Origin of the sequence: Mycobacterium ostraviense, assembly GCF_002705925.1 — a bacterium.
Taxonomy (GTDB): domain Bacteria; phylum Actinomycetota; class Actinomycetes; order Mycobacteriales; family Mycobacteriaceae; genus Mycobacterium; species Mycobacterium ostraviense.
This window is the reverse complement of the sequence record NZ_NKRE01000001.1, coordinates 5,581,471-5,606,294: the sequence shown is the minus strand read 5'-3', so window position 1 is coordinate 5,606,294 and position 24,824 is coordinate 5,581,471. Positions and strand designations below refer to the sequence as shown.

Here is a 24,824-nt window from a genome sequence, read left to right as displayed (position 1 = left end):
GTACCCTCGCGCTCGTGCAGGTCGCTGAGCTTCCCCCGGTCTGATGGACCACGCAGGCACCGGTCGACCGGCCCGCGATCTGGCCGTCGACTTTTACCGGGTGTCGGGCGTGGTCCTCATCGTCCTGGGCCACTGGCTGGCCGGGTCCGTGACGTATCACAACGGACAGTTCGGCCGGCAGAATCCGCTGGTCGACCAGCCCTGGACGCAGTGGCTGACGTGGCCTTTTCAGGCGGTGCCGGTTTTCTTCCTGGTGGCCGGCTATGCCGGCGCCGTGTCATGGACACATCGTTACGGCGACGGCGGTGTCTCGCGGCAGTACTGGATTCGGCATCGGGTGGCGCGAGTGCTCGGACCCACCGCGGTGTACGTGGGGCTGATGTCGGTAGTCGTGGTGGCGCTGCAGGTCTCCGGCCTTCCCGGCTCGGTGCTGGAGTATGCGGGGTGGGCGGTGGCCATGCACCTGTGGTTCCTCGCGGTGTATTTGGTGGTGGTATCGCTGACGCCTGTTGCGATAGTCGCACACCGACGGTGGGGGCTCATGGTGCCGGCGGTACTGGCAGTTGCGCTGGTAGCGGTGGACGCCGCTGCGATAGCCGGTCATATGCCCTCTCTCGGCGGCCTGAACTACCTGTTGTGCTGGGGCCTGCTCTACCAGCTGGGGATCTGTTGGCAGGCAGGACTGTTAACCGGCCGTCGACCGGCGGTGCTTGCCGCCGGATCGGCAGTCGCGCTGGCCCTGCTCATCTGGATCGGCCCCTATCCGGTCAGCATGATCGGGGTTCCCGGCCAAGCGGTACAGAACAGCATGCCGCCCTCGGTGGCGATGCTGGCGTTCGCCTGCACACAGGCCGGCATTGCGGTGGCCATCGCACCCGCGCTCAACCGCGTGCTTCGTTCCCACCGATTGCAGCGGCTGTTGTCGGCCGCCAACAGCAATGTGATGGCGCTCTACCTGTGGCACATGGTGCCGGTGGTGATCGTCGCGGTCGTCGCCTACCCGGCCAGGCTGCTGCCGCAACCGGCCCAGGGGACGGCGGCGTGGTGGCTGGCCCGGCTGGAATGGGAGGTTATCTTGAGCCTGGTGACGGCAGTGGAGATGGCGTTGTTATGGTGGCTCCGGCGATTCTTCGCGGCACCGCTGCCGACCATCCGGATACCGCTGCCGCAGCGTTGGGCCGAACCAATCATGCTCGCAGGTGCCATGATGGCAGCTGCCTTCCTGTGGGTGGTCGCCGCGGCGGGATTTGCTCCGGACGGGAAATACCCGTGGATGACCGCGCTGCTTTTCGCGCTCGGGCTGACACTCGTGGCGTGCCGGCCCGCAAGGGCCACCCGGCGGTCAGTCGATACCGCCCCAGAGCCCAATTGAGCTGGGCGCCAATCTCGACGGTGCGTTCACAGTTAGAGGTCTGAAGGCCCATCGACAAGGGACCAATGCCTCGTTCCGCAATGCCGCTGAACCCATAACGTCCAAGGGCAAAGGAATGAGGAAACGCATGTCCAAGATCGACAGCCATCGGGGAATCGTCGTCGGCGTCGACGGCTCGCCGGGCTCCCACGCGGCGGTCCGATGGGCCGCCCGCGACGCCGAGTTGCGCAATGTTCCGCTGACCCTGGCTCATGTTCTCCCGGCCGCGGCGGGAACGCGGCTGGCCTCATCGGTAGCCTCAGGGCGGACCCGCAGCCGAATCGACGCCGGACAGCAACTGCTCGACGAGGCGTTGAAGATCGCCGAGGAAAGCTGCGAACGCGGACTAACCCAGGTCTACCGCGAAATGCCCAGCGGGACAACCGTTTCAACGCTGACCAAGCTTTCCGAAGATGCCCACTTGGTGGTGGCCGGTTGCCGCGGCGTTGGCTCATTGCGGGGCCGGCACTTGGGTTCAGTGAGTTCGGGGCTCATCCATGACGCGCGGTGCCCGGTGGCGGTCATCCACGACGACGTCCCAATGGCCGCCGATTCCGAGCGAGCCCCGGTGCTGGTGGGCATCGACGGGTCACCGGAGTCGGAAGTGGCGATCGCCATCGCGTTCGACGCTGCCTCTCGTCGCAGGGTGGACCTGGTGGCCGTGCACGCGTGGAAAGCCCCGGGCGTGTTGGATCCCATCGTTAGTTTGCCGGGTCCCGGCTGGCCGGAACTGCGGACACATGAGGACAAGATCGTCGCCGAACGCCTGGCCGGTTGGGGCGAACAGTACCCCGATGTCGTCGTCCGCCGAATGATCGCGCGCAACGATGCGGCACCTGAACTTGTGGGTACGTCCAAGTCGGCCCAACTCGTGGTGGTCGGCAGTCGCGGAAGCGGCGGATTCGCGGGGATGTTGTTCGGTTCGGTCAGCGCCGCCGTTGTGCTACTGAGCCATGTGCCGGTCATAGTCGCACGCAAAACGCTCGCAAAAAGACGCTAGGACCGCGCTGATCTAGTCGCCGCGGTGCACGGAGTCCTTGATCAAGCAACCACAGCTTTTCAGCGACAAGCCAAGGCGTGCAACGAATTTGTCGCGCACAGGCGGGCAGAACGAGACACCCCGAACCGCCTGAGACTTGATCTGGCTGGTGAGAAAGCCGCAGTGGGCGTCCTATCACGAGTAGATCAGCGCCGCCCTAGACCCTCTCGCAAGTTCGGCCCGGATGTACCTGCCGGAATTCTCTCGGTTTGACGAATATAGATATGGGAAGCCTACCCTAACTAATAGTTAGACAGAGAAAGGCTGACCGCGTCCATATTGCCCATCGATCCACACGCCGATGCTTGCCGGCGCGCCTGGCTACCCTGCCCGAATTGCAACTGGGGTCGCAACGCGTGTTCGGAGTGCCGCAGTAGCCGCAATTGCGGGACCCACTGGCAGTATTTGCTGAGCAACCGTGCGACGGAACTGCACCTCCAGTGCCCCGGATGCACCACTGTGTGGTCCACCGACACGCGAAACCGCCTGCAAGACAAAGCGGTTGGCCATCGCTGACGGGGCGACGGCACCGGTTAACCGCCCATGCCGGCACCGAAACCGGCACCAGAGCGTCAGGCAACCGAACCCGATTGGCCCCGGCCATCGAAGGCAGGAAGCGGGCGTTGGCAAATGGTGCGCGCCTCCTGAGCATCGAGTCCGAACAGGCGCAACAACCTCTCGGTGACCATGTCAGCGGCCAACGCATCGTCACGATGCGGATCCGCGCGTAACAAGGCGCCCAGCCCCAGCAACGCACCCCCGGCCGTCGCTAACGCCAGTTCGGGGTCCCCTACCTGAAATCGTCCGGCTTCGGCGGCGGCCTTGATATCACGCAGGGCACGAGGGGCCAGCCCGTGGTCGGATGACAGCAGGTTGGTTCCGGTGGCCAACAGAATGTCACTCTCCAGCGGTCGCCGACGAAACAGCCTGCCGGTCAGCCGGAAACTGACGGCGAACGTTTCGGCAGGGTCGTCGATCGATGCGGTGAGCCGGTCCAGCAACGCCCCGTGGGTGTCAAGCACGTCAGCTACCGCAGCCGCGAACAGCTGCTCCTTGCTGTCGAAGTGGTTGTAGAACGAGCCCATGCCGACGTCGGCAGCCTGGGTGATCTCGAGCACCGGCGCGTTGAACTTTCCTTCGGCGATTAACCGCTGCGCGGCCTTGACCAACGCTGTCCTGGTGCGCTGTTTGCGTCGCTCGAGACGGTTCGGCGGCTCGGCACGGCCGTCACTAGAAGTCATCACTATGGCAGTATGACTCGATTATGAGGATATCGTCAGAAATACGGACAGGGGCGAACCGCCTGGTCCGCCCCGGATCGACAACCAGCGACCCTCCCCAAGGATTGATTGCCGCTGCCGGGGAACCGCGCGGCCCGGTTCTCAGACGATCGTCAACTAGGTGCTCGGCCCGGGGATCGTGCTAGCGGACCTTGTGGACCGAGCCACTCGTCTGAGCCACGCGGACCGCCACCTGCCCATTAGGGCGTCTAATCAGGCCGCTGAATGGGTAACCCCTGTCCGTTAAGGCTGGCAACGGAGGGCAACACAGAGAGGTGTGCAATGGCGGCGACTGAGGTGAGTGACTTTCTGCTGGAGCGACTCCGCGACTGGGGCGTGGAACATGTGTTTGCTTATCCCGGCGACGGAATCAACGGGCTCCTTGCAGCGTGGGGCCGGGCAGACAACAAACCGATGTTCGTCCAGGCGCGGCACGAGGAAATGGCCGCCTTCGAGGCCGTGGGCTACGCAAAGTTCAGCAACCGGCTTGGGGTCTGTGCGGCGACCTCGGGCCCGGGCGCGATCCATCTGCTCAACGGTCTCTACGACGCCAAACTCGACCGGGTGCCGGTGGTGGCGATCGTCGGACAAACCAACCGCAGCGCAATGGGCGGCTCCTACCAGCAGGAAGTTGACCTGTTGAGCCTGTACAAGGACGTTGCCAGCGACTACGTCCAGATGGTCACCGTGCCCGAACAGCTGCCCAACGTCTTGGACCGGGCCATCCGCACCGCGTTGACCAGGCGAGCGCCGACTGCACTGATCATCCCGTCCGACGTGCAAGAGCTCAAGTATTCCCCGCCCGCCCACGAATTCAAGATGGTTCCGTCCAGCCTCGGGTTTCAACGGCCAGGAGTGGAGCCGGCACGCGACGGCCTGCAACGGGCCGCCGACGTGCTCAACGCCGGTGAACGGGTCGCGATGCTGATCGGATGCGGGGCACGCAACGCCGCCCGGGAGATCGTCGACCTCGCCGACGTTCTCGGCGCCGGAGTCGCCAAGGCGCTGCTGGGCAAAGATGTGCTGTCCGACGAATTGCCCTTCGTGACCGGCGCCATCGGCTTGTTGGGCACCCGGCCAAGCTACGAGATGATGCGCGACTGCGACACCTTGCTGACCATCGGGTCGAGCTTCCCCTACACGCAGTTCCTGCCGCCGTTCGGTGGGGCTCGCGGCGTACAAATCGATATCGACCCCACGGTTATCGGAATGAGATACCCGAACGAGGTGAACCTGGTCGGCGATGCCGCCGCCACAGTGCGCGCGTTATTGCCGCTGCTGCAACGCAAATCCGACCGATCCTGGCGGGAGACGATCGAACGGAACGTGGCACGTTGGTGGGAGACCATGGCCATGGAGGCCGAGGTGGCGGCCAAGCCGATCAACCCCATGCGACTGTTCGCCGACCTATCACCCAAACTGCCCGGCAATGCGATTATCACTGCCGATTCGGGATCGTCGGCGAATTGGTATGCCCGCCAACTGAAATTCCGCGACGGCATCCGCGGTTCGCTGTCCGGCAATCTCGCCACCATGGGGCCCGGAGTTCCCTACGGTATCGGCGGGAAGTTCGCCCATCCGGACCGTCCGGTGATTGTCTTCGCCGGTGACGGCGCGATGCAGATGAACGGCATGGCCGAGTTGATCACAATCGCGCACTATTGGAAGCAGTGGGCGGACCCGCGGCTGGTCGTGGCGGTGCTGCACAACAACGACTTGAACCAGGTGACCTGGGAAATGCGCGCCATGGCTGGCGCACCGAAATTCGCGGAGTCGCAAACTCTTCCCGATGTCGACTATGCCGGGTTTGCCGCCAGCCTTGGCTTGGGGTCGGCGACGCTGACCGACCCCGATCAACTTGCGTCGGCCTGGGATCAGGCGCTGCTGGCCGATCGGCCGACGGTGCTGGATGTGCATTGCGACCCGGACATCCCGCCGGTTCCGCCGCACGCCACGTTCGACCAGATGAAGAGCGCGGCCAGCGCAGTGCTGTCCGGCGACGAAAATGCGTTCGGCATCATCAAGGAAGGCATCAAGATCAAGGCGCAGGAGTTCTTGCCGCACCGGGAAACCAGCAGGCGATAAGCACGCCGGTCGCAATCCGGCCGGCGCAATCGCCGCGGGGCACTGTCACCACAACCCGATCCGTTACCGAGCAGAGATTTCGGCCCGGTCGGTCTCGGCACTGTTCGACATGGCCGAGGCTGGTGTCGCATCACACGGCCGGTTCCAGAGGAGCGTTAAGGCGCCGGTGACACAAACCACATGTTTGAGGCCGTGACCATTCGGAAACCCTTGCAGTGCAGGGATATTTTGGGTTTGGCGCGCACTACTGGCGTTCAAGTTCCCACCCTGCTGGCTGAGCGCAATCGAGCGAGCGCGAGGTCGCCATGCGAGTAGTAACCGATTAGGGAGGAATTCATGGCGGAGAAAAGTGGCCCCCAAGAGGGCGTCGAGGGCGTCGTCGAGGGTGCTAAAGGCAAGGCCAAGGAAGTCTTTGGAGCCGTTACCGGCCGCGACGACATGAAGCGCGAGGGACAGGCTCAGCAGGACAAGGCCGACGCCCAGCGGGACGCGGCCAAGAAGGAAGCCGAGGCCGAAGCCGCCCGCGGCAGCGCCGAGGCGTCCGAACAACGTCAAGAAGCCAATCAGTAGCTTGAAAGGGAATGGGCCCGGTCCGATTTCGGACCGGGCCCATTCGCTTACTGGACACCTTGCTGCGGACACGGCCGACCGTCAACAGGCGACAAGTCGTGTCAGCCGGGCGATCGGAGTCTCCGCGAGATGGTCCAGCAAGTCTGCGGCGTTCGCGAACACCATTGCGGCCCCTGCGCTTTCTAGTTCGCTGGCGGAGACGCCGCCGCTGAGTAGCCCGATGCTAGGCAGGTTCGCGCGGGCACATGCTTCGGCATCCCACACGGCGTCGCCGACGAAAACGGCCCGCGCGTTGCCGACGCCCGCTCGGCGAAGCGCCACCTTGATGATGTCGGGCTTGGGTTTTGCGGTGTCCACGTCGCCGGCCGATGTGACCTCGGCAACGACGTCATCGCTGTCGAGTACCCTACGCAAGAGTGCCAATTCGTCTTCCGGGGCCGACGTGGCTAGTACCACCTTGAGGCCGAGCGCTGCCACGCGTTGCAACAAGGCGCGTGCGCCCGGCAGCGGTCGCAACAGGTGGGAGGCTTGCTTGTAGTACCGAGAATGTAAGTCTTTCAGGTGTGTCTGAATGTCCTCGGGCGCATTACCAGACAGCGACTTCACCAGAGTCGAACCGTCCATCCCGATGGACCGGTGGATGCGCCATGTCTCGACGTCGATTCCCGCCGTTGCGAATGCGCGGAGCCAGGCGTCGATATGCAGGTAGTTGGAGTCCACCAGGGTACCGTCGACATCGAACAAGACCGCCGGCCGAGCCGCGGAACCGGAAGTGTCCCCAGGGATTTCGCTGTTCGACAACGCCATCGACCGACTCAAGTGCTGAACAGGATGGCCGTCACTGCGATATCGACGATCAGCAGCGCCAGTGCGGACAACGGCACGACAAAGCCACCTCGCCGGGACGCGGTGAAGAAGGACGCGACAAGCGTTGACACAGCCACAACCGGAGCGCCATATAGCAAGACGCCGTACATCAGACCGTTCGGACCCAGGTGGGGGCACTGAGCGGCGCTACATGCCGCCATGCTCATCGCCGCGCCAACGGCGAACACCATGACCACCGCTGCCGCGGGCACGGTCAGCAACGCCAGTACCCAGTTCACCAGGATGCGACGCCCACGGTTGTGATCACCAGCCCGCGGTGGGATGCCCGCGTCGGTGATGACCTCGTGGTGTTCGTGGTTCTGCAGCCTCATCAGCGCCTCCCTTCATGGGGTTCGGCAGAAACTGGCGGCGCCCCGCGGCTACTCGCGGCGCGCTCACGATCGCCTTCTGGTCGACTACCCGCGTGGGTTGCGCCGAAACATGACGCGCCGGGCCGGAGACGTTGATACCGCTCGGCCCGGGGCGATCGGCCATCCGTGGGCAGCGAACCCAGCTAAGCCTTTGTCCTGCACCCCCATAGCGGGCACGAAAGCCGCTATAGGGGTCGGGGCGCGGCCGTTGGGACGCGGTCAGCTCCCGGGCAGGTGGGCGATCAGCAGCCAGGCCGGGACCGACTTGCGGCCCTTGGGCTCGTCACGCATGGCGTCGATCGGCATAGGCAAGCCTTGCGGAAATTGGTCGGGCATATTGCCGTGAATGCGCGCCGGCCTGATCTCGTCGATGGCCCAGTACTTGCACACCACTTCGCGCAGCTCCTCCTCGGTGACCGGGTTGGCCAAGCCCTCCGGCAGCCCGGCGCGGTCGAACACCAGCGCAAAGTACGACGCACCCGGCGCAGCGGCGCGCACGATGGACTGCTGGTAGCCTTCGCGGGCCTCAACCGGGATGGAATGGAACAGGGTGCTGTCGACGATCGTGCCGAACCGCCCGTCGTATCCGGTAAACGCGCTGATGTCAGCGACCTCGAAGCTGGCGTTGGCCAGGCCCCGCTTTTCGGCCTCCTTGCGGGCCAGCTCGATCGCGGTCGGAGACAGGTCGAGCCCCACTGTGGTGAAGCCTCGTTCAGCGAGATAGAGGTCGATCGCCGCCTCCCCGCACCCGACGTCGAGCACTTCACCGTGGAACCTTCCTTGATCGATGAGCGCCGCGAACTCGGGCTGCGGCTCGCCGATACTCCACGGCGGTTTCGCGGCCCCGATCTCGGGAACCTCACCACGGTAGAACGATTCGAACATCGCTTGCGGATCTGTTGCGAACATGTTTTGCGGGTTGGTCATGCCTTCGGTGTATCAACCAGGTTGATATGTGTCAAGATGATTGATATGAGCGCGCTACTCGACGAGGACCAGCCGCTGGGCTACCTGCTCGGCCGGGTGCTGCATGCGCTGAGGACCGAAGTGACACTAAGAGTTCTGGACCCGTTGGAGGTCGCGTTTCCCGAATACCTCTGTATGCGCGTGCTGTCCAAGTGCCCCGGGCGATCCAATGCCGAGCTAGCCCGTGCCGTCAACGTTTCACCACAAGCGATGAACATGGTGTTGCGCGGGCTCGAGGCCCGTGGCCTCGTTACCCGTCCCGCCAGCGCGACTTCCGGCAGATCGCTACCCGCTCAGTTGACCCGAGAAGGCGAAGAGCTGGTGACCCGTACCGACGCCGGGGTGCGTGCGGCAGAACACCGGCTCCTGGGCAACCTAACGTCCAAGCAACGCCACGAATTCAAGCGCATCCTGGTCACCCTGGGCACCGACCCACACTAAAGCGGGAGCGGTGCCCTGGCTTCGTCGGCACCCCGGCGGCTGACGGCCCGATCAGTGCCCGGTGGGCAAGTCCATGCCGGCCCGCGCACTCTTGAGGTCCTCGACAAACAGTGTGTAGGCCTCGCCGCGGCGGTCACTGCGATCCCGCAGCACCGCCGACGGGTGAACCGTTGTCGTCACCAGTGGTTCGGGGTTGACCGCGACCCGCAACGTCGCGGACAGCCGCAACCGTTCACCACGATGTGCGGTCACGCGAAACGCGCTGCCCAGCAAGGATTGTGCGGCCGTAGCACCCAGGCACACGATCAATTGTGGCTGTACTGCCTCGATTTCGGCGATCAGCCAGGGGCGGCACGCCACGACTTCGGTTCGGGAGGGTTTCTGATGTATGCGCCGCTTGCCCTGCCTGCGGAACTTGAAGTGCTTGACGGCATTGGTCTGATAGGTCAATCCCGGGTCGATGCCGGCGTCGTCGAGAGCCCGCTGCAGCAGTCGGCCGGCCGGGCCGACGAACGGAAGTCCCTCCTGGTCCTCGCGATCGCCCGGCTGTTCCCCGACCAACATGAGCGGTGCGTCGGACCTGCCGTGGCCGAAGACGGTCCGGGGGGCGTCGGCGTATAGCGCGCAGCCCCGACAACTACTTGCCGCGTCCTCCAAAGGGGTCAATTCACGTTCGTCAGGGAGGTAACGCCCCGCCCCCGCGGCAGGCGCTGTGGTCATGGTCGTAGCCCGCTTCGGCCGACTGTGTCGGCGCCGACCTCGGTACCTTCTGCTGCTGCCACACCGGTATTCCTTCATCGACGAGCGTCACCACTCGGGGTACCCGCTTCGACGGCACGCAATCCGGGCCGAGCCCCGCCATCAGGCTCCGTCGCCGGCGGCAACTCGGCTGGCTCGGGTCGATCTTGCGGTCGCTTTCGCGGCGTTGCGCAGGGAGCGGTTGGTGGCCTGCAAGTCGTCGTTCGCAGCAGCCAGTGCCGCATTGTCGTCTTCGAGACTGAGGATGCGCGCAATTCCGGCCAGATTGATTCCGGCGTCAACCAGAGCGCTGATCCGCTGCAGCCGGGCCAAATCGTCGGCGCTGTAGCGCCGTGTTCCACCGTCACTACGAGCGGGGGTCAATAATCCGTAGCGTTCATACAGCCGTAGCGACTGCACCGCGATACCGGAGAGCTCGGCTGCCACCGAGATGCCGTACACGCCCTGGTCAGGCGCCGGCGCGCCGGTTTCGCCGGGACGGTCAGCCATAGCCCATCTCCTCGACCGCTACTCGCATAGAAAACCTCTCTATCACACTTGCATTCTAATGTCGATAGTGTTATAAGAAATCTATGGCTATGTCCATAGATATACAACTCACCGGACCCAGCAGATTGGAGTGAGAGGTGACCACCATGCTGATGCGCACCGACCCGTTCCGTGATCTGGACCGCTTCGCCCAGCAGGTGCTGGGCACGGCCGCCCGGCCAGCGGTGATGCCCATGGATGCGTGGCGGGAGGGCGAAAAATTCGTCGTCGAGTTCGACCTGCCCGGCATCGACGCCAACTCCCTCGACATCGATATCGAGCGCAACGTGGTGACCGTGCGCGCAGAACGGCCCAGCGTCGATCCGAATCGGGAAATGCTGGCCAGCGAGCGGCCGCGCGGCGTGTTCAGCCGCCAGCTGGTGCTCGGCGAAAACCTCGACACGGACCGGATCGAGGCGTGCTACCAGGAAGGCGTCCTGAGACTGGTGATCCCGGTGGCCGAACGGGCCAAGCCGCGCAAGATCTCGGTCGCCCGCGGCAATGGCCACAAGGCCATCGACGAGGCTGAAGCGCAACCCGAGGTGATCGAAGCCTGATCGCGGGGTGGAGGCGCGGCGACCGGCGCCGGCATCGCCGGCCCCGACTCGCCGCGCCTTCTGGCTTCGCCGTCCGCAGAGCTGGGACCGTTTGCTCCTTGACCGCGCACCCCGCATTGCCGCGGGGCAGACCGGGCAACGGTGAGGATTCCCTCGATCGGGAGACACGAGATTCATCCGAGCAGTGGCCGGTCAGCCGACAGACATCGCCCCAAGGCGCGGGCATGGTAACTGACGGAGCAGTGTCCGCGTCGGACCCGCTCCTGCCACACACCGCGAGCAGGAAGGGCGCACCGTGAAGGTTGGGCACGGGGTCAGCCGTCCGGACGGGAATCGAGAATGACCAGCGTCGCAGTCAGCGCTGAGGCCGCGATCCGGCGGGTGGCATGACGGCCATCCCCTCGGCACCGCGCCAGGCCACTTACCAGATGCCGCCTTTCGGCTCTAGTGGCTGGGCGATGACCAACGACGAGGTTGCACACGGGGCCGCGGCCTACCCCGCAGACATCGGTTACCAGGCGACGGATTCGCCGGTGTGGTGGGACAACAACGCCGACGTGGCCGTCGAGGGAGCCGTACGGCAGCTTCTTTCCGCCCTAGGCGTGGACGAGGGCGAGCACACCGCCGAGACACCTGCGCGTGTCGCCCGCGCGTGGCGGGAGATGCTGTGGGGATACAACGAGGTGCCCGAAAACCACCTTGACACCGATTTTCCCGCTCCGGACGACCCCGGGCTGATCGTCATGCACGGCATCTCGTTCGCCTCCACCTGCGCGCACCATCTGTTGCCGTTCTCGGGGACCGCCACCATCGCCTACCGCCCCCATCCCGGGCAGCGCATCGTAGGCCTATCCAAGCTTGCCCGGCTGGTCCACGGTTACGCCGCGCGACTGCAGGTTCAGGAGCGCATCGGGCACCAGGCGACCGCAGGGATCATGCGCAAGCTCAACCCTTCCGGTGCCATGTGTGTCATTACCGCGCGACACGACTGCATGAGACTGCGCGGAATACGCGAGCCGGCTGCCAAGGCAACCACCGAGTCCCGCAAAGGCATGTGGCTGGACCGGGAAATAGCGCTGGTCCATCACCTACATTCCGGCGGCCGCCCCGGCGCCTGTTAAGCCGACCTCGCCACGATCACGGGCATCCGCACGGCGTGCACCACCGCGTTGCTCACCGAACCCAGTAGCACGCCGGTGACGCCACCGCGGCCGTGACTTCCGACCACGACTAACTGTGCGGTTTGCGACCTTTCGACGAGCTGCCGTGCCGGGCGGTCGCATACGACCACTCGGCGCACGGTCACGTCGGGATAGCGCTCCTGCCAGCCGGCCAACCTCTCGGCAAGCAGGACCTGGGCTTCGGCTTCCACCGCGGACCAGTTCAGTCCCGGCAGTTCGACCACCTCGAGATCGCTCCACGCATGCAGCGCGATCAGCTCGACCCCGCGGCGGGATGCTTCGTCGAACGCCACCGCCACCGCGGCCTCCGACGCCGGTGACCCGTCGATCCCGAGCAACACCGGGGCGTGCAACGGATCGGGCATCAATGGATCTTCGTCACGGATGATCGCGACCGGACACCGGGCACGTCTCACCAGGCTCGAACTGACCGAACCCAGCAAGACCCGGGCCAACGCGCCGCGGCCGGAGCTGCCGACGACGATCATCTCCGCCTCGGCCGACATTTCGACCATGGTGGGTACCGGCGTGGAAAACACGATCTCACTCTTCACGGTGAGCTTGCGCTCCCCCGTGACCGACTCGTCGGCGATCTTGTGCGCAGCGGCCAGAATCTTGCGCCCCTCGTCTTCCTGCCACACCGCCCAGGTATCCGGGTAAGGCATCGGCGGCCAGGTCGCCACATCCGTGCTCACCACATGGACGATGGTCAGCTGAACGTTGCGCATCGCGGCGTCGCGGGCCGCCCAACATACCGCGGCATTCGAGGCGGGTGAGCCGTCGGCTCCGACGACAACGCCGAGACGCTTTTCCAAAATCGACATTTCGTTGCTCCTCCGATTACCTGACGTGTGTCGGCAAAGCTGCGACCAATAGTGTGTCGACGCCGATTCGGCCCATCTTTGCGGCCCCGCTCGGCGCACCGGCGCAGTGCCGGCCGATCTGCCGGCCGATCACCCGGGTCATAACGCCAAGCTACAAAACACATACCGCTGTGGCGTCTTCCGAACGGCCTGACCAGCAGGGACCAAAGACCTCTGTTTCGGGTGTTTCGGGTGTTTCGTGCACGGCGGCCGCCGATCAGGCGGGACGCACGACGATGACCGGGATTTTCGCCGAGTGGGCCACGGCAGAGCCGACCGAACCGAGGAGCATGCCGGGAAATCCCCCGCGGCCGCGACTTCCGACCACCACTAATTGCGCGCGTTGGGCTCCCTCGAGCAGCCAGTGCGCTGGCTTGTCACAGACCAGCGACCGCTGAACATGGACGTCCGGATACTGCTCTTGCCAACCTGCGAGGCGTTCGGCGAGAACTTCCTCTCCCTGACTCTCGCGATCGCGCCAGTCCATCCCCAGGATGGGGAAAACGCCGACGTCACTCCATGCGTGCAACGCGACCAGGTCTACGCCGCGACGGGAGGCTTCGTCGAATGCCAAGGCCGTCGCGGCTTCCGAGGCCGGTGATCCGTCGATGCCCACCAGCACCGGCGCGCTGGTGTCCGGAGCCACACCATCGTCGGAATGAATGACCGCTACCGGGCAATGCGCATGGTGCAACAACGCCGAACTCACCGATCCCAACAATGCGCGGCCCAGCGCGCCCATACCCTGACTGCCGACGACGGTCATCCAGGCATCCTCGGAGGCGTCGATGAGCGCCGGCACGATGTTGGAATAAACCACCTCGGTGCGGACGTCCGGCGGGCCGGATTCGCCCAGGCTCTCGTCCAGCACCCGGCGCGCCCGCTCGATCACGGTTTGTGCTTCGTCTTTCTGCCACTCCGGCATTTCGGTGTAGAGCTGGCCCACCGGCCAACCGACGACTACGGGGGCGACACCGTGCATCAAGGTGACCGGCATCTGGTGCAAGATCGCCTCGCGGGCGGCCCAGGCCACCGCCGCGTCCGATTGCGCCGAGCCGTCAATGCCTACCAAAATCCCGTATTGCGTTGTATCCCTGGACATTTCACCCTCCTTGCGGCGGCCCGATGGGTACCAGCGACCGGCACCGGATCCTCACGTCAGCACAAACTGGGCGGCGCGAGTCTCGACCTGACCGTATACGACAGCCGCCCGGTTCAGCAGAGACCATGGACCTCACTTTGACGCGGTTGATCCCAGTCAGCTCGCCGGCGGGCCGAAGAGCTCACGAAATCAGAGTCGAAGGACCCTACGCCGATTCCCCGCTCCATGGATACGGTCTGGCAAGTCGGAGTCCACCGGCAGTAACGAGGGGAAGGCTGTCACAATGCCCGTCATCAATAGCTACAACGTCGAAGCGATGCTGGATTCGATGGCGACCGTGTCGTATGGCGTTATCAACTGGTTCGATGACGAGCGCGGATTCGGATTCGTCCATCCCGCAGACGGCGATCGCGACGTCTTCATCGATTCCTCCGAGATCGTCGATTGGCCTGCGGGCGGCGTTCATGAAGGCCAGCACGTGAGCTACCAAACCGGAGGCACACGGCACTGGCCGCTGGCGCAAGCCGTACACATCCTCTAACGGCGCGCCGACTACTGCTCCCGCGGCTGAAGCCGCGCTATGACGTAGAACGGCAGCGCCACGAAAACCGTGCCGCCGACCAGATTGCCGAGGCTGGTAACGCAGATATTGGTCACCAAGCCGTGAGCTCCCCAGCCCCAGCTGATCCCGCAATGTGGGGCATCCCGGTGAAATGCATTGAGCAGCAACGGAAGTCCCAGGAATCCGACATTTGCCACGACGTGCTGATCGCTGCCGACCACGAATGCGAAGGGCCCGTAGAACGCGAAGCCCATCCGGGCCACGTCGCTGCGCGCCTTGTAGTACATGCACATGGCGGTTTGCAGGAACCAGGTGCACAACACCGCCAGCAGAAAGGCGGTCCATAAGGGCTGGCCGGCCTTCTGGGCGCCGACAATTGCCGCACGCGTGGCGAAGGCACCCAGATACGGACCCCCGGCCGCGGCGCAGACGGCGATGAATACCAGTGCGCCAACGATATTGCCTATCAGTCCGATGAGCATCAGCTGCAGATAGCAGCTGATGCTCATGCGTCCCTGCAGCACCGCGAAAAAGCCGGCTGCCATGTCAGCGGTGATCAGTGATGCCCCTGACACCAGGATGAGAACAAAAGACATGCCGAACGCCAGCCCCATCAGCAAGCTGGCGATACCGGGCGTGCCGACCCCGGTGCTGACGACCAACGACAACAACGCGCCGAAACCCACCATCGCGCCGCCGACCAGTGAGCGGATCAGGAACGCCCACGGATGGGCGGATTTCTCGAGCGCCATGTCCGCAATTCGGGTCACCATGGCCGGGACACCGAGTGGTTCGAACGGATCACCGGCCCGGCGATCATCGGGAAACGGGCCCACGCGTTCTGGGCCCAGGGCGAGCTGGGACATGATACGCCTATCGGTAAGTATGGAAAGCGTTGCGTCGCTTAAGAAGCCACCGGGTGGACGGTGTCTGCCCAATCGTGCATCCGTCCCGAGTAATAGAGCAGCGGCAGGCCACCGGCGCGGCGCACGGCGCAGGCGCGGATGAGCAGGATGACGTGGTCGCCCGCATCGTAGATCCGGTCGATAAAGCCGCTTACCGAAGCGGCCGCACCGACAAGGACCGGGCAACCGCAGTCATCGGTGTCGAATGCGACTCCCTCGAACCGATCGTCGACCTTGCTGGCGAAGCGGCGCGCCAGGCTCGCTTGGTCGTTCGCCAACACGTTGACGGCCACGGAGCTGCCGATGCGGAAGGCCGGCAGGCTGCCCGCGCTGCGCGCCACACACTGCAGCAACAGCGGCGGGTCCAGGGACACCGAGGCAAACGAGCTGATGGTCATGCCGACCGATCGGTCGCCCAGTCGGGTGGTCAGGACGGTGACGCCGGAGGGAAAGGCGCCCATGGCGTTTCGCATCGATGTGGCGTCAACGGGTCCACCCAGTGTCCAAACCTGGTCCGGGCGGCGATCCGGTTGCGACGAGTGTGCACTGGCGTTGGTCATTCTTGGCCTTTCCTGAGGGTGTCGATCGTGTTGATAACCCCCGCGATGTGCTCGTCGCTGAGCCTTTCCCCGTCGAATACGTGATTGAGCAGAACCTTGAGGTCCAGCATTTGCTGCAGATACACCAGACATGGCGGGCACTCGTCGATATGTTTGGCCACGATCGCTCCCCACTCCCGCGGGTCCGAGTCCACCAGGTCGTCGACGAGTCGGACGAAATCAACGCAGTCGACGGCGGGGACCGTGTTGTCGTAGACGGTCATCGTTGGTACCGCTTTTCCAGTTCATTTCGGAGGTTTGCCCGGCCACGGTAGAGCAGGGCACGTTGCGCCTCGGCGGACAGCTCGAGGATCTCGGAGGCCTCTTCGGCCGAGGTGCCGACCAGGTCGCGCAGGATTACCAGCTGTCGCTGCCGCTGCGGCAGCGTATCCAGCGCCGCGCGCACCTGCTCGACGAGTTCCCTTGCGACGGTGCGGTCCTCGGGGAGGAACCGCCTCGACGGCGGCACGCTCCAGTGCCCGGAGTCGGGGTGACCGGCCGGGTGCATCCGGTCCGACAGCGGGTCGGCGTCGTCGGTGGCCAGCACCTCGTGCTCGCGGATCCGGGATTCGCGGCGCCGGTGCCGCGACGCGGTGTTCTTGACGATCCCGAACAACCAGGTGGCCACTGACGAGCGGCCCTCGAACGAGGCCGACGACTGCATCACCTGAACCCATGCTTCTTGTACCGCTTCTTCGGCCACCGTCGGCGAATTCACCATTGTGCAAGCAAAACTCACCATTTGGCGGTGATAGTCGCGCACCAAGCCGGCCAGCGGAACCCCGCCGACCAGGTGCTCGGATGCGGATCCGGGTGGGACCGCGACCGGGGTCATCGTCGACCCGAGCGGTCACTCAACGGCATCCCCCCAGTTCCCATCGCAGCTGTGCCTCCGACGGCGACTGTACGGGCAGGAATGCGGCTTCCCGGTATCGGCGGCTCGCCGGCGTCCTGCTGGCATAGCCCTTCCCGCCGGCCGTACGAATCTCCAGCGCGGCGCTGGCACTGGCGATTTCGGCCGCGCTGAGGCGTAGCGAGAGCAACTCCTTCTTGTTCGGCGGTTGCTGGCCGCCGACGAATGCGGCCACGCTGGCCAAGGTGGTCTCGGCCAGCGCGAGCTTTCCCGCGATCAGGTCGACGTCGGGGGCGAACACCGAATTCACTCCGGTGAGGCCGATCCGGCATTGCGTCAGCGTGGTCTTGGCCAGCCCGAGGCACATTGCCGACTGCAGGACCAGAAAGGTGGGGCGAACCGCGTCCAGAAACCCGTCGAAGTCGGTGGACAGCACCTGCTCATCGCCGACGTACACATCGGTCAACTCCAGATACGACGAGGCAGTGCTGCCCATCGCCAAGAGTTCGAAGTGATCACCAATGGTGATACCCGGTGTGCTCAACGGCACGGCCACGATCAATTTGTCGCCGCGTTCCGTGCGCGCCGCAGTCACCAAGACCGAGTCGTGGTACAGGTTGCTGGCCCACCTGATCGACCCGCTCAGCTGGTAGCCGCCCGGGACGGCTGCGGCGGTGAGCTCCAGGCTGCCGCAGCCGGCCGCGTCTTTGAAGGCTGCCGCCATTCCGGTGATGCCCAGCGCGGTGCCGGCCAGCAGCGGCTGGGCCACGGTCATGCTGTATTCCGTTGCGGCGGTGAGTAAGTACTCGATCGCCATCCGGTTGGCCCATACGCAGAACCCGGTGCTCATGCACTCTCCGGAGATCATTCGGATCACCTGGGCCATCTGTGGCAGCCGCCCGTCGATGTTACCGGGAGCACCGAGCCCGAGCAGTCCGGCTGCCCCCAGGCCCGCAAAGCTGCGGCGGGCGGTGTCGTCTCCGCGGTCCAGCACACCGGCGTGCGCGCGGATGTCTGCCAGCAGCTCCGAATCGAGCAAGTCGATCGCGGCGTCGATGGTGGCGGTCACGACATGACCTCCTGTTCCGTGTTGTTCCATGTGTAGTCGAGAAACTTGCCGTCGAAGGTCACAATCACCCGATCACCTTGCGGATCCGGACGACGCTGCACACTCATCCGGAAGTTGATGGCGCTCATGATCCCGTCGCCGAACTCCTCGGCGATCAGCTCCTTGACGGCGGGCCCGTAGAGCGACAGCGCCTCATGGAACCGGTAGATCGTCGGATCCGCCGACGCCGATTCGGCGGATCCCCGGTAGGGCGTCAACTGCAGAGCGGCGACCGCGTCGTCGTCGAGGTCGAGCAGTGCCGCGACAGTCGAGGCGTCGTCAGCCGACAGCGGGTGCTGGCCCAGCAGCGCCGCTACCGTCCACACCCGGTCCTTGCCGATTGCGTCGGCGATCTTGGTCCAGCTCAATCCCTTTGCCATCCGGGCCAGCTTGATGGCTTCGGCGAGCTGCAGCCTGGTCGCGTTGTATGTCACGTGGCGATGCCTAGTCGATGGTCAGCGTCGAGTCGACGGTAGCCGGACGGCGGAACGTGTTCACCACGGGCGACCAGGCGATCGCGTTGTCGTGGATCTCCCGCAACGTCTCTTCGTCGGCATCTCCGGCCAGGGTGACCCGGCAGCGCACCGCGATGAAGCCGAGGACCTTGCCGGCCGGGGTGTCGCCGACGCCCCACACGGCGGAGATGTCGATGTCACCTTCCATCTCGACCTCGATCTTGGTCAGGGTCACGCCACGGTGGGTGGCGTTGGCCAGCAGGCCCACCGAGATGCAGGAGCCCAGGGCCGCCAGAGTCGTCTCCGAGGGGTTGGGCGCCGAGTCGTCACCCAGCAACGCGGGGGGTTCGCCGACGAGCATGGGCGCCAGGTCGCGCACGTAGGTCATGTTGCGAAAGCCGCTCTCACACACCGTCTTGGCTTTCAGTGTCTTCTTGCCGGTGCTGGGGTCGGTCTTGGCGTTGCACGACAGTCGGTCCAGGCCGTCGGCATCGATGACAAGCACGTCGGTCACGTCGACTCCTCCGTTTCTTTTCAAAGCGAATAGTTTCTACCGTCAAGTGTTAGTGCCCGGCAGATGCGCAGACGTGACGACGATCGGCAGTCTTTTACACGATCGACACAAAACTCACCTGCCGGAAACATGGAGGGCCGCAGCTTTGACCGCTACAAGCGATCGCCTGGGCGGCTAGGCGGCAGGCTGGGTAACGAAGTCGATCAGTTCTTCGACCCGGCTGATCAGCGCGGGCTCCAGATCGTTCCAGTCGCGGACCGTTGACCGGATACGCCGCCACGCCGTGGCGATATCCGCCTGGTCGGCGTGCGGCCAGCCCAGTGCCTGACAGACTCCGTGCTTCCACTCGATGTGCCGGGGTACGCTCGGCCACGCCTTCAATCCGAGCCGATCGGGTTTCACGGCCTGCCAAATATCGATGTAAGGGTGACCGACGACCAGGGTGTCCGAGCCTCCCGGCCCCTGGCGCACCGCGTCGGCAATGCGGGCCTCTTTCGACCCGGGGACGAGGTGGTCCACCAGAACGCCGAGTCGACAGCGCGATCCGGGCCGGAAATCGGCGACGATGCGCACCAGGTCGTCGACGCCACCGAGGTGCTCCACCACAACGCCTTCGATGCGCAGGTCTTCCCCCCAGACCTGTGCGACGAGCTCGGCGTCGTGACGTCCCTCGACGTAGATCCGGCTGGCGCGGGCAACCCGAGCGCGGGCACCGGGGACCGCGACCGACCCGGATGCCGTTCGCTTCGGCGTGACCGGCGCCGGGCGCCGCGGCGCAGTGAGGATTACCGGTCGACCGTCGATCAGGTAACCGGGCCCGAGCGGAAAACCGCGGGTCTTACCGTGGCGGTCTTCGAGGTCGATGCGGCCGTATTCGACTCGGACCACGGCGCCGACGTAGCCGCTTTCAGCGTCCTCGACCACCATGCCGATCTCGACGGGATGCTCAACCGATCGCGGCGTGCGCCGCCCTCCCCCGGACAAGACGTCGCTGCCATAACGATCCACCACGCGGCAATACTAACGGGGTTTCACCCCAGCCCGACGAGGCATGTCGTGGTCAGCTTTGGTCTTGGGGCTCCGGTCGGATGGGGTTGAGACCGTGACCGGCGGACCGGTGCCCTGGAAAACCTCAGTCGCACAACACTATTGGCCGCCTAGACGCCAAATCGAGCCCAAGTACGTCAAACTTGACTCAAAATTCCGGCTGTGCCGGATCTAGCGAAGCCGGATCTAGCGAAGCTAGCGAAGCTAGGCGGCCACTCGCCGGAACAGGGTTGCGGCGCGCCGTGGCTCTCCAGCGAAAATGCCTGTCTCACTCGGAAATTCATGATGATCACGAATGCTGCTGGCCAACGATGTCCTGCTTGCGCTGCCTTGGCTGCCGGCGCACGTCTTGGTTCTGTTTTCGGCACGCCGATACGGCGCTCGGGGGATGTCGCACGTGCTCACCGAATCGGCGGTCCTGCCGCCGTATCGAGTGTGCGGCGACGGCTTTGACTGTGTATGTAGGGCGGGAACCGCCACGATCGGCCGCCCTGACGGCACAGTCGACGCCCCCAGAGCACACTCGGCGCCCCCTAAGCACACTCGGCGCCGTCAGCCACCGACCCACCGCGGCGCCTGGCGGATGCCATCGGGCGGGAGAACATCGGCGGCCCCGCCACAGCCAAACCCATCGGATCTTGAATCACGGTATTGGTAACCATAGCTTTACGGTTCGTGGCCACTTACCAAATGGGCGCCCAGGCTTGGCAGGCGCTGGCCGACGGGACTCGGCGGGCCATCATGGAACGTTTGCTCATGGTCCGTCGGCCGTGGGTGAACTGGCTCGCGTCACAGCACCTCAAGGTGCTCAAAGCAGCCGGGCTGGTCTGCGACCGCGCCGCGGGCACACGTCGGGTCTACCAGCTCGACCCGACCGGTCTCGAGGCATTACGGGCCGACCTCGACCGGTTCTGGACACAAGCCCTGACCAGCTACGCACAGACCATCGACATTGAAGGAGACCGCGGATGACACGTCCGGGAAGCACCGCAATCCACCACCATGTCGTCGTCAATGCCTCGATCGAGCGCGCCTTCAGCGTGTTCACCGCTCGGTTTGGCGACTTCAAGCCCCGCGAGCACAACCTACTCAGGGTGCCGATCGCCGAAACGGTATTCGAATGCGTTGCGGGAGGACACATCTACGACCGTGGCGTTGACGGCAGCGTGTGCAGATGGGCGCGGGTGCTGGTCTGCGAACCGCCCCATCGGGTGGTGTTCACCTGGGATATCGGGCCTACCTGGCAGCCCGAAACCGATCTTTCCAAGACCAGTGAGGTTGAGGTCCGCTTCACCGCCGAGTCCGCCGAGACGACCCGGGTGGACCTCGAGCACCGTCACCTCGATCGACACGGTCCGGGATGGGAATCGGTGGCAGACGGCGTCGATGGCGGGGCCGGTTGGCCGTTGTACCTGCACCGCTATGCCGGCCTGTTCGGTGTCGAGGTACGGCCATGACCGTCGACGGTGGTGGCGCACAAGCCACCATGATGAGCATGGCCCGCGCCGAGCGCGCAGAACTGGCGGAATTCCTGGCGACCCTGACCCCACAGCAGTGGGCCAGACCCAGCCTCTGCGCCGGATGGAGCGTCAAAGATGTTGTCGCGCATATCTTCAGCTACGAGGAACTCAACGCATTGGGGTTGCTGAAGCGGCTCGTCAAGGGCCGGGTGGTACGGGCCAACGAAGTCGGCGTCCAAGAATTTTAAGCGCTTACCCCACCGGAATTGCTGGAGTTCGTCGGCCAACACCTCCAACCATGAGGGCTGACAGCGGGTTTCGGCGGAATGGTCGCGCTGGTCGACGGAATGATCCACCACCAGGACATCCGGCGCCCGCTCGGTCAGCCCCGCACCATTGCCGCCGAGCGACTCGAACGCGTACTGCAGCTGGTGCCGAAGAACCCCCGGCTCGGCGCTCGACCACGGATCAAAGGACTGCCGCTACGCGCAACCGACGTCGACTGGACACACGGCAACGGACCCGAAGTGACCGGGCCCGGTGAAGCACTGCTGATGACCATGGCCGGCAGAGCCGAGGCCGTCGCCGACCTAGGCGGTCCCGGACAACGCATGCTCGCACAACGGCTGAGCTGATTGCCCGAGCCGCCTCGACCGACCAGGCCCGGGGCGCTTAGTCCAACGGTGTGGCGGGGCCGCCGCACGCCGCGATGTAGTCCCGGTAGTTCCAGGTCTGCAGAAACTCTTGACCGGCTTGCAACCCGCGCCGGTACAGGGCCTCGCGTTGTTCGGCGGTGATATCGAAGTCGATCGGGCTGATGGCATCTGCCGGGACGAAGATAGTGCGCCGCACGGTACACGGGTCGTCGATGTAAGCGTTGTCCTGATTGCTGACCAACGTCTCAATCGCGGCGATTCCCAACGACACCGGCCCATGGACCGGATGAGTGGGCGGAATGCCCGGCCGCGACGATAGCCGGATCCCGAAGGTCGGCCACTCCGGCCCGCCGTCGGACCGGTCGAACAGCCCCACCGGAAAGTTCGACAGCAATGCTCCGTCAACCCACGTCGCGCCGGCGACCCGAACCGGCTCGAACACGAACGGAATCGCCGACGAGGCATGGACCGCGCGGGCCACCGAAAAGTCGTCCGGGTCAATGCCATAGGAGTCCAGATCCCATGGGATGCGAACCAACCGGTGTCGAGACAGGTCGCTGGCGGTGACCACCAACGACCAGGCAAATTGCTCGGGTTCATCGCCGGTACGCAAGTCGGCGAAAGTGCGCACGCCCAGGTCGGCTAGCAGACCGGTGAGCAGCTGTTCCAGGTAGGTTCCCTGGTACACGCCATCCGACGTCAGCAGCGAGAGCACCCCGCCGATCAACGGCACGTGTCCGATAAGACTGCGGTCGAGGAACTTCGAGTAGTCGATGCTGCGCATGATCTCGGAAAGACGTGTCAGCGGTTCCCCCGCAACCTGCAGCGCAGCGACCAGCGACGCGACGATCGCACCGGCGCTGGTCCCTGCAACGCGGGGAAACCGGTAGCCGGCCGCGTCCAGCGCGTCCACCGCGCCGACCAGCCCGATCCCCCGGACCCCGCCGCCTTCGCAGACCAGATCGACACGGTGCGTGCTCATGGCCGTCACCATAGCCGCATCATGGGTGGTTACCGGTGTGCGGCACACCGATGTCAGGCAATCCGACGGCCGTCGGCTCCGAAGAAGTGCAGTTGGCCGGGTTGGGGGTGCAGCCGCACGCGGCTGCCACGCTCGGGCGGCTGACGGCCGTCCGTGCGAGCGACGATCGCCTGACCGGCGAGCTGGCCTGCCCCACTGATCCGGCCATACAGATAGGCGTCGGCGCCGAGCTCCTCCACCACGTCGACCTCAATTTCGACGCCGACGTCGCCCACCTCGAAATGTTCGGGACGAATGCCGACGACAATCTCCGCTGCGGCGGTGGCTATCTCGCGTGGTACACCCATAGGCCAATCCCCCAGTGTCACTGCGGAATCGGCGATCGGTAGGGTGAACAGATTCATCGCCGGCGATCCGATGAATCCGGCGACGAACACGTTGTCCGGGTTGCGGTAGAGGTCCCGCGGCGGCGCGCACTGTTGCAACACCCCGTCGCACAGCACCGCGACCCGGTCGCCCATCGTCATGGCCTCGACCTGATCATGGGTGACGTAGACCGTGGTGGTACCGAGTTGACGTTGCAATGCGGCGATCTGATTGCGGGTTTGCACCCGCAGCTTGGCGTCGAGGTTGGACAACGGCTCGTCCATCAGGAACACCTGGGGACGGCGCACAATGGCGCGCCCCATTGCCACCCGCTGGCGTTGTCCGCCGGAGAGGTCTTTGGGCTTGCGGTCCAGGTATGGTTGCAAATCAAGCAATTTCGCGGCGGCCAGCACCCTTTCGCGGATCTCCGGCTTCGGCGTCTTGGCAACCTTCAACGCGAATCCCATGTTCTGCGCCACCGTCATGTGCGGGTAGAGGGCGTAGTTCTGGAAGACCATGGCGACATCGCGATCCTTGGGATCGAGGTTGGTGACGTCCCGGTCGCCGATCTGGATCCGGCCCGAATCCAGTTTCTCCAAACCGGCCACCATCCGCAGCGACGTGGTCTTGCCGCATCCGGACGGTCCGACCAGCACGACGAACTCACCGTCGCCGACGACGAGATCGAGACGGTCCAGTGCGGGCCGGTCGGCGCCGGGGTACCGCCGGGTGGCCTCTTCGAAAGTCACCGAAGCCATGCGACTATCCGCCGAGTCCGGTCGCGGCGATACCGCGGATGAACGAGCGCTGCGCCACCGCGTAGACGAGCACCAACGGCAAGAGTATGAGCATCGACGTCGCCATGAAAACCGGCCAGCGCGCCACGTATTCGCCGCGCAACCGCACCAGGCCCAGGGTCAGGGTGGCCAGGCTGTTGCGCTGGATCATCAGCAGCGGCCACAGAAAATCGTTCCACACATTCACCCAGGTGAGCACGGCCAGCACCATCACCGCCGGCCGGGCATGCGGCAACAGGATCCGCCAGTAGATCTGCCAGGGCGAGCAGCCGTCCAGGATCGCCGCCTCTTCGAGATCGGCTGGGAGAGTCCGGAAGAACTGCCGCATGAGGTAGGTGCCGAAGGCGCTGCCGAACAACCCCGGCACGATCATCGCCCACGGTGTGTCTACCCACCCCAGGTGTGCTTCCCCCGGTTTCTCGGAGACTTCCGAACCAGGTTTGATCTTGAGAGCCTGGAGGAAGGAAGTGTGCAGTGGCAGCGAACAGGAAGTATCCGGC

28 protein-coding genes and 2 pseudogenes are annotated in these 24,824 nt (G+C 64.9%); 11 read left to right on the top strand and 19 right to left on the bottom strand.

The annotated features are described in order from the left end of the window. Positions 1-43 precede the first annotated feature (43 nt). The gene (locus CDN38_RS26005; RefSeq protein ID WP_075513066.1) at positions 44-1,372 is read left to right on the top strand and encodes an acyltransferase family protein; all 1,329 of its coding nucleotides are present in this window, start codon (positions 44-46) and stop codon (positions 1,370-1,372) included. A gap of 127 nt (positions 1,373-1,499) precedes the next feature. Then, entirely contained in the window at positions 1,500-2,411 is a 912-nt protein-coding gene (locus tag CDN38_RS26000; RefSeq protein WP_075513065.1) for a universal stress protein, read from the top strand. 611 nt (positions 2,412-3,022) lie between these two features. Here the strand turns inward: CDN38_RS26000 and CDN38_RS25990 are convergent. Beyond that, complete coding sequence (locus CDN38_RS25990; RefSeq protein WP_075513064.1) at positions 3,023-3,691, bottom strand: TetR/AcrR family transcriptional regulator; 669 nt, start codon at positions 3,689-3,691, stop codon at positions 3,023-3,025. A gap of 321 nt (positions 3,692-4,012) precedes the next feature. On the opposite strand from CDN38_RS25990, the gene CDN38_RS25985 reads away from it, so the two are divergent. Beyond that, positions 4,013-5,815 carry a thiamine pyrophosphate-requiring protein gene (locus CDN38_RS25985; protein ID WP_099319266.1) on the top strand — a complete coding sequence of 601 codons (1,803 nt, stop codon included), beginning with the start codon at positions 4,013-4,015 and terminating at the stop codon, positions 5,813-5,815. 336 nt (positions 5,816-6,151) lie between these two features. Continuing rightward, positions 6,152-6,385 (top strand): microaggregate-binding protein 1, encoded by a 234-nt coding sequence (gene mbp1, locus CDN38_RS25980; protein WP_036395802.1) that lies wholly within the window; start codon positions 6,152-6,154, stop codon positions 6,383-6,385. 81 nt (positions 6,386-6,466) lie between these two features. Here the strand turns inward: mbp1 and CDN38_RS25975 are convergent, their stop codons facing one another. The 3 genes from CDN38_RS25975 to CDN38_RS25965 form a co-directional block, all read right to left on the bottom strand. Continuing rightward, complete coding sequence (locus CDN38_RS25975; RefSeq protein WP_075513062.1) at positions 6,467-7,192, bottom strand: HAD family hydrolase; 726 nt, start codon at positions 7,190-7,192, stop codon at positions 6,467-6,469. Between the two features lie 8 nt (positions 7,193-7,200). Continuing rightward, positions 7,201-7,584, bottom strand: coding sequence for a hypothetical protein (locus CDN38_RS25970; RefSeq protein ID WP_075513061.1), 384 nt, complete (start codon positions 7,582-7,584; stop codon positions 7,201-7,203). 258 nt (positions 7,585-7,842) lie between these two features. Next, positions 7,843-8,550 (bottom strand): class I SAM-dependent methyltransferase, encoded by a 708-nt coding sequence (locus CDN38_RS25965; RefSeq protein WP_075513060.1) that lies wholly within the window; start codon positions 8,548-8,550, stop codon positions 7,843-7,845. A 36-nt stretch (positions 8,551-8,586) separates the two neighbouring features. On the opposite strand from CDN38_RS25965, the gene CDN38_RS25960 reads away from it, so the two are divergent. Then, positions 8,587-9,030, top strand: coding sequence for a MarR family winged helix-turn-helix transcriptional regulator (locus tag CDN38_RS25960; protein ID WP_408633026.1), 444 nt, complete (start codon positions 8,587-8,589; stop codon positions 9,028-9,030). A gap of 51 nt (positions 9,031-9,081) precedes the next feature. Here CDN38_RS25960 and CDN38_RS25955 read toward each other — a convergent pair whose 3' ends face one another. Together CDN38_RS25955 and CDN38_RS25950 are read right to left on the bottom strand one after the other, a co-directional pair. Next, on the bottom strand, positions 9,082-9,750 hold the full coding sequence (locus tag CDN38_RS25955; protein WP_099319265.1) for a UdgX family uracil-DNA binding protein: 669 nt from the start codon (positions 9,748-9,750) through the stop codon (positions 9,082-9,084). A gap of 141 nt (positions 9,751-9,891) precedes the next feature. After that, positions 9,892-10,278: a MerR family transcriptional regulator gene (locus CDN38_RS25950; protein ID WP_075513057.1), complete on the bottom strand. Its 387-nt coding sequence runs from the start codon at positions 10,276-10,278 to the stop codon at positions 9,892-9,894. 146 nt (positions 10,279-10,424) lie between these two features. On the opposite strand from CDN38_RS25950, the gene CDN38_RS25945 reads away from it, so the two are divergent. Together CDN38_RS25945 and folE are read left to right on the top strand one after the other, a co-directional pair. After that, complete coding sequence (locus CDN38_RS25945; RefSeq protein WP_075513077.1) at positions 10,425-10,874, top strand: Hsp20/alpha crystallin family protein; 450 nt, start codon at positions 10,425-10,427, stop codon at positions 10,872-10,874. Positions 10,875-11,260: 386 nt separating this feature from the next. After that, positions 11,261-11,995, top strand: a complete 735-nt coding sequence (folE, locus tag CDN38_RS25940) for a GTP cyclohydrolase I (RefSeq protein WP_233027044.1) — start codon at positions 11,261-11,263, stop codon at positions 11,993-11,995. Here the strand turns inward: folE and CDN38_RS25935 are convergent. Together CDN38_RS25935 and CDN38_RS25930 are read right to left on the bottom strand one after the other, a co-directional pair. Then, the gene (locus tag CDN38_RS25935) at positions 11,992-12,879 is read right to left on the bottom strand and encodes a universal stress protein (RefSeq protein ID WP_075513056.1); all 888 of its coding nucleotides are present in this window, start codon (positions 12,877-12,879) and stop codon (positions 11,992-11,994) included. The genes folE and CDN38_RS25935 overlap by 4 nt on opposite strands. Positions 12,880-13,135: 256 nt before the next feature. Then, positions 13,136-14,020 (bottom strand): universal stress protein, encoded by an 885-nt coding sequence (locus CDN38_RS25930; RefSeq protein ID WP_075513055.1) that lies wholly within the window; start codon positions 14,018-14,020, stop codon positions 13,136-13,138. A gap of 283 nt (positions 14,021-14,303) precedes the next feature. Here CDN38_RS25930 and CDN38_RS25925 point away from each other — a divergent pair, with 283 nt between their 5' ends. Further along, entirely contained in the window at positions 14,304-14,561 is a 258-nt protein-coding gene (locus tag CDN38_RS25925; RefSeq protein WP_082277379.1) for a cold-shock protein, read from the top strand. A gap of 11 nt (positions 14,562-14,572) precedes the next feature. On the opposite strand, the gene CDN38_RS25920 is transcribed toward CDN38_RS25925, so the two are convergent. The 8 genes from CDN38_RS25920 to CDN38_RS25885 all read right to left on the bottom strand — a co-directional run bounded on the left by CDN38_RS25920 (position 14,573) and on the right by CDN38_RS25885 (position 20,027). After that, positions 14,573-15,448: a formate/nitrite transporter family protein gene (locus CDN38_RS25920; protein WP_075513054.1), complete on the bottom strand. Its 876-nt coding sequence runs from the start codon at positions 15,446-15,448 to the stop codon at positions 14,573-14,575. A gap of 38 nt (positions 15,449-15,486) precedes the next feature. Continuing rightward, on the bottom strand, positions 15,487-16,047 hold the full coding sequence (locus tag CDN38_RS25915) for a flavin reductase family protein (RefSeq protein WP_201258303.1): 561 nt from the start codon (positions 16,045-16,047) through the stop codon (positions 15,487-15,489). Beyond that, a complete protein-coding gene (locus CDN38_RS25910; protein WP_075513053.1) occupies positions 16,044-16,310 on the bottom strand; it encodes a hypothetical protein in 267 nt (88 codons plus the stop codon). Before CDN38_RS25910 ends, CDN38_RS25915 begins: the two co-directional genes overlap by 4 nt. Next, positions 16,307-16,921, bottom strand: a complete 615-nt coding sequence (locus CDN38_RS25905; RefSeq protein ID WP_075513052.1) for an RNA polymerase sigma factor — start codon at positions 16,919-16,921, stop codon at positions 16,307-16,309. The genes CDN38_RS25910 and CDN38_RS25905 overlap by 4 nt, the downstream gene beginning before the upstream one ends. Before the next feature lie 19 nt (positions 16,922-16,940). Further along, positions 16,941-18,008 carry an acyl-CoA dehydrogenase family protein gene (locus CDN38_RS25900; RefSeq protein WP_075513051.1) on the bottom strand — a complete coding sequence of 356 codons (1,068 nt, stop codon included), beginning with the start codon at positions 18,006-18,008 and terminating at the stop codon, positions 16,941-16,943. Then, complete coding sequence (cynS, locus tag CDN38_RS25895; RefSeq protein ID WP_082277378.1) at positions 18,005-18,481, bottom strand: cyanase; 477 nt, start codon at positions 18,479-18,481, stop codon at positions 18,005-18,007. The genes CDN38_RS25900 and cynS overlap by 4 nt, the downstream gene beginning before the upstream one ends. A gap of 10 nt (positions 18,482-18,491) precedes the next feature. Next, entirely contained in the window at positions 18,492-19,016 is a 525-nt protein-coding gene (locus CDN38_RS25890) for an OsmC family protein (protein ID WP_075513050.1), read from the bottom strand. A gap of 174 nt (positions 19,017-19,190) precedes the next feature. Next, positions 19,191-20,027 (bottom strand): DUF3097 domain-containing protein, encoded by an 837-nt coding sequence (locus CDN38_RS25885; RefSeq protein WP_075513049.1) that lies wholly within the window; start codon positions 20,025-20,027, stop codon positions 19,191-19,193. Between the two features lie 726 nt (positions 20,028-20,753). Between CDN38_RS25885 and CDN38_RS25880 the strand changes: the two are divergent. The 3 genes and pseudogenes from CDN38_RS25880 to CDN38_RS25870 all read left to right on the top strand — a co-directional run bounded on the left by CDN38_RS25880 (position 20,754) and on the right by CDN38_RS25870 (position 22,158). Then, a pseudogene (locus tag CDN38_RS25880) lies at positions 20,754-21,035 on the top strand (ArsR/SmtB family transcription factor). After that, positions 21,032-21,520, top strand: a complete 489-nt coding sequence (locus CDN38_RS25875) for an SRPBCC family protein (protein WP_075509366.1) — start codon at positions 21,032-21,034, stop codon at positions 21,518-21,520. The pseudogene CDN38_RS25880 and the gene CDN38_RS25875 overlap by 4 nt, the downstream one beginning before the upstream one ends. After that, positions 21,517-22,158 (top strand): annotated as a pseudogene (locus CDN38_RS25870) (maleylpyruvate isomerase family mycothiol-dependent enzyme). Before CDN38_RS25875 ends, CDN38_RS25870 begins: the two are co-directional and overlap by 4 nt. A gap of 37 nt (positions 22,159-22,195) precedes the next feature. Here CDN38_RS25870 and CDN38_RS25865 read toward each other — a convergent pair. The 3 genes from CDN38_RS25865 to CDN38_RS25855 all read right to left on the bottom strand — a co-directional run. Next, the gene (locus tag CDN38_RS25865; RefSeq protein WP_075509367.1) at positions 22,196-23,161 is read right to left on the bottom strand and encodes a patatin-like phospholipase family protein; all 966 of its coding nucleotides are present in this window, start codon (positions 23,159-23,161) and stop codon (positions 22,196-22,198) included. A 53-nt stretch (positions 23,162-23,214) separates the two neighbouring features. Next, positions 23,215-24,285: an ABC transporter ATP-binding protein gene (locus tag CDN38_RS25860; protein ID WP_075509365.1), complete on the bottom strand. Its 1,071-nt coding sequence runs from the start codon at positions 24,283-24,285 to the stop codon at positions 23,215-23,217. Positions 24,286-24,289: 4 nt separating this feature from the next. Next, the coding region (locus tag CDN38_RS25855) for a carbohydrate ABC transporter permease (RefSeq protein WP_244307482.1) at positions 24,290-24,824 on the bottom strand (535 nt) is incomplete at its 5' end.

What these genes read in the sequence shown, in the direction of transcription:
- CDN38_RS25945 (WP_075513077.1), top strand. Translation starts at nt 10,425, where the DNA reads ATGCTGATGCGCACCGACCCGTTCCGTGATCTGGACCGCTTCGCCCAG.
- CDN38_RS25925 (WP_082277379.1), top strand. Translation starts at nt 14,304, where the DNA reads ATGCCCGTCATCAATAGCTACAACGTCGAAGCGATGCTGGATTCGATG.
- CDN38_RS25910 (WP_075513053.1), bottom strand. Translation starts at nt 16,310, where the DNA reads ATGACCGTCTACGACAACACGGTCCCCGCCGTCGACTGCGTTGATTTC.
- CDN38_RS25860 (WP_075509365.1), bottom strand. Translation starts at nt 24,285, where the DNA reads ATGGCTTCGGTGACTTTCGAAGAGGCCACCCGGCGGTACCCCGGCGCC.
- CDN38_RS25905 (WP_075513052.1), bottom strand. Translation starts at nt 16,921, where the DNA reads ATGACCCCGGTCGCGGTCCCACCCGGATCCGCATCCGAGCACCTGGTC.
- CDN38_RS25985 (WP_099319266.1), top strand. Translation starts at nt 4,013, where the DNA reads ATGGCGGCGACTGAGGTGAGTGACTTTCTGCTGGAGCGACTCCGCGAC.
- CDN38_RS25920 (WP_075513054.1), bottom strand. Translation starts at nt 15,448, where the DNA reads ATGTCCCAGCTCGCCCTGGGCCCAGAACGCGTGGGCCCGTTTCCCGAT.
- CDN38_RS25875 (WP_075509366.1), top strand. Translation starts at nt 21,032, where the DNA reads ATGACACGTCCGGGAAGCACCGCAATCCACCACCATGTCGTCGTCAAT.
- CDN38_RS26005 (WP_075513066.1), top strand. Translation starts at nt 44, where the DNA reads ATGGACCACGCAGGCACCGGTCGACCGGCCCGCGATCTGGCCGTCGAC.
- CDN38_RS25970 (WP_075513061.1), bottom strand. Translation starts at nt 7,584, where the DNA reads ATGAGGCTGCAGAACCACGAACACCACGAGGTCATCACCGACGCGGGC.
- CDN38_RS25930 (WP_075513055.1), bottom strand. Translation starts at nt 14,020, where the DNA reads ATGTCCAGGGATACAACGCAATACGGGATTTTGGTAGGCATTGACGGC.
- folE (WP_233027044.1), top strand. Translation starts at nt 11,261, where the DNA reads ATGACGGCCATCCCCTCGGCACCGCGCCAGGCCACTTACCAGATGCCG.
- CDN38_RS25990 (WP_075513064.1), bottom strand. Translation starts at nt 3,691, where the DNA reads ATGACTTCTAGTGACGGCCGTGCCGAGCCGCCGAACCGTCTCGAGCGA.
- mbp1 (WP_036395802.1), top strand. Translation starts at nt 6,152, where the DNA reads ATGGCGGAGAAAAGTGGCCCCCAAGAGGGCGTCGAGGGCGTCGTCGAG.
- CDN38_RS25960 (WP_408633026.1), top strand. Translation starts at nt 8,587, where the DNA reads ATGATTGATATGAGCGCGCTACTCGACGAGGACCAGCCGCTGGGCTAC.
- CDN38_RS25950 (WP_075513057.1), bottom strand. Translation starts at nt 10,278, where the DNA reads ATGGCTGACCGTCCCGGCGAAACCGGCGCGCCGGCGCCTGACCAGGGC.
- CDN38_RS25915 (WP_201258303.1), bottom strand. Translation starts at nt 16,047, where the DNA reads ATGACCAACGCCAGTGCACACTCGTCGCAACCGGATCGCCGCCCGGAC.
- CDN38_RS25965 (WP_075513060.1), bottom strand. Translation starts at nt 8,550, where the DNA reads ATGACCAACCCGCAAAACATGTTCGCAACAGATCCGCAAGCGATGTTC.
- CDN38_RS25865 (WP_075509367.1), bottom strand. Translation starts at nt 23,161, where the DNA reads ATGAGCACGCACCGTGTCGATCTGGTCTGCGAAGGCGGCGGGGTCCGG.
- CDN38_RS25975 (WP_075513062.1), bottom strand. Translation starts at nt 7,192, where the DNA reads ATGGCGTTGTCGAACAGCGAAATCCCTGGGGACACTTCCGGTTCCGCG.
- CDN38_RS26000 (WP_075513065.1), top strand. Translation starts at nt 1,500, where the DNA reads ATGTCCAAGATCGACAGCCATCGGGGAATCGTCGTCGGCGTCGACGGC.
- CDN38_RS25935 (WP_075513056.1), bottom strand. Translation starts at nt 12,879, where the DNA reads ATGTCGATTTTGGAAAAGCGTCTCGGCGTTGTCGTCGGAGCCGACGGC.
- CDN38_RS25955 (WP_099319265.1), bottom strand. Translation starts at nt 9,750, where the DNA reads ATGACCACAGCGCCTGCCGCGGGGGCGGGGCGTTACCTCCCTGACGAA.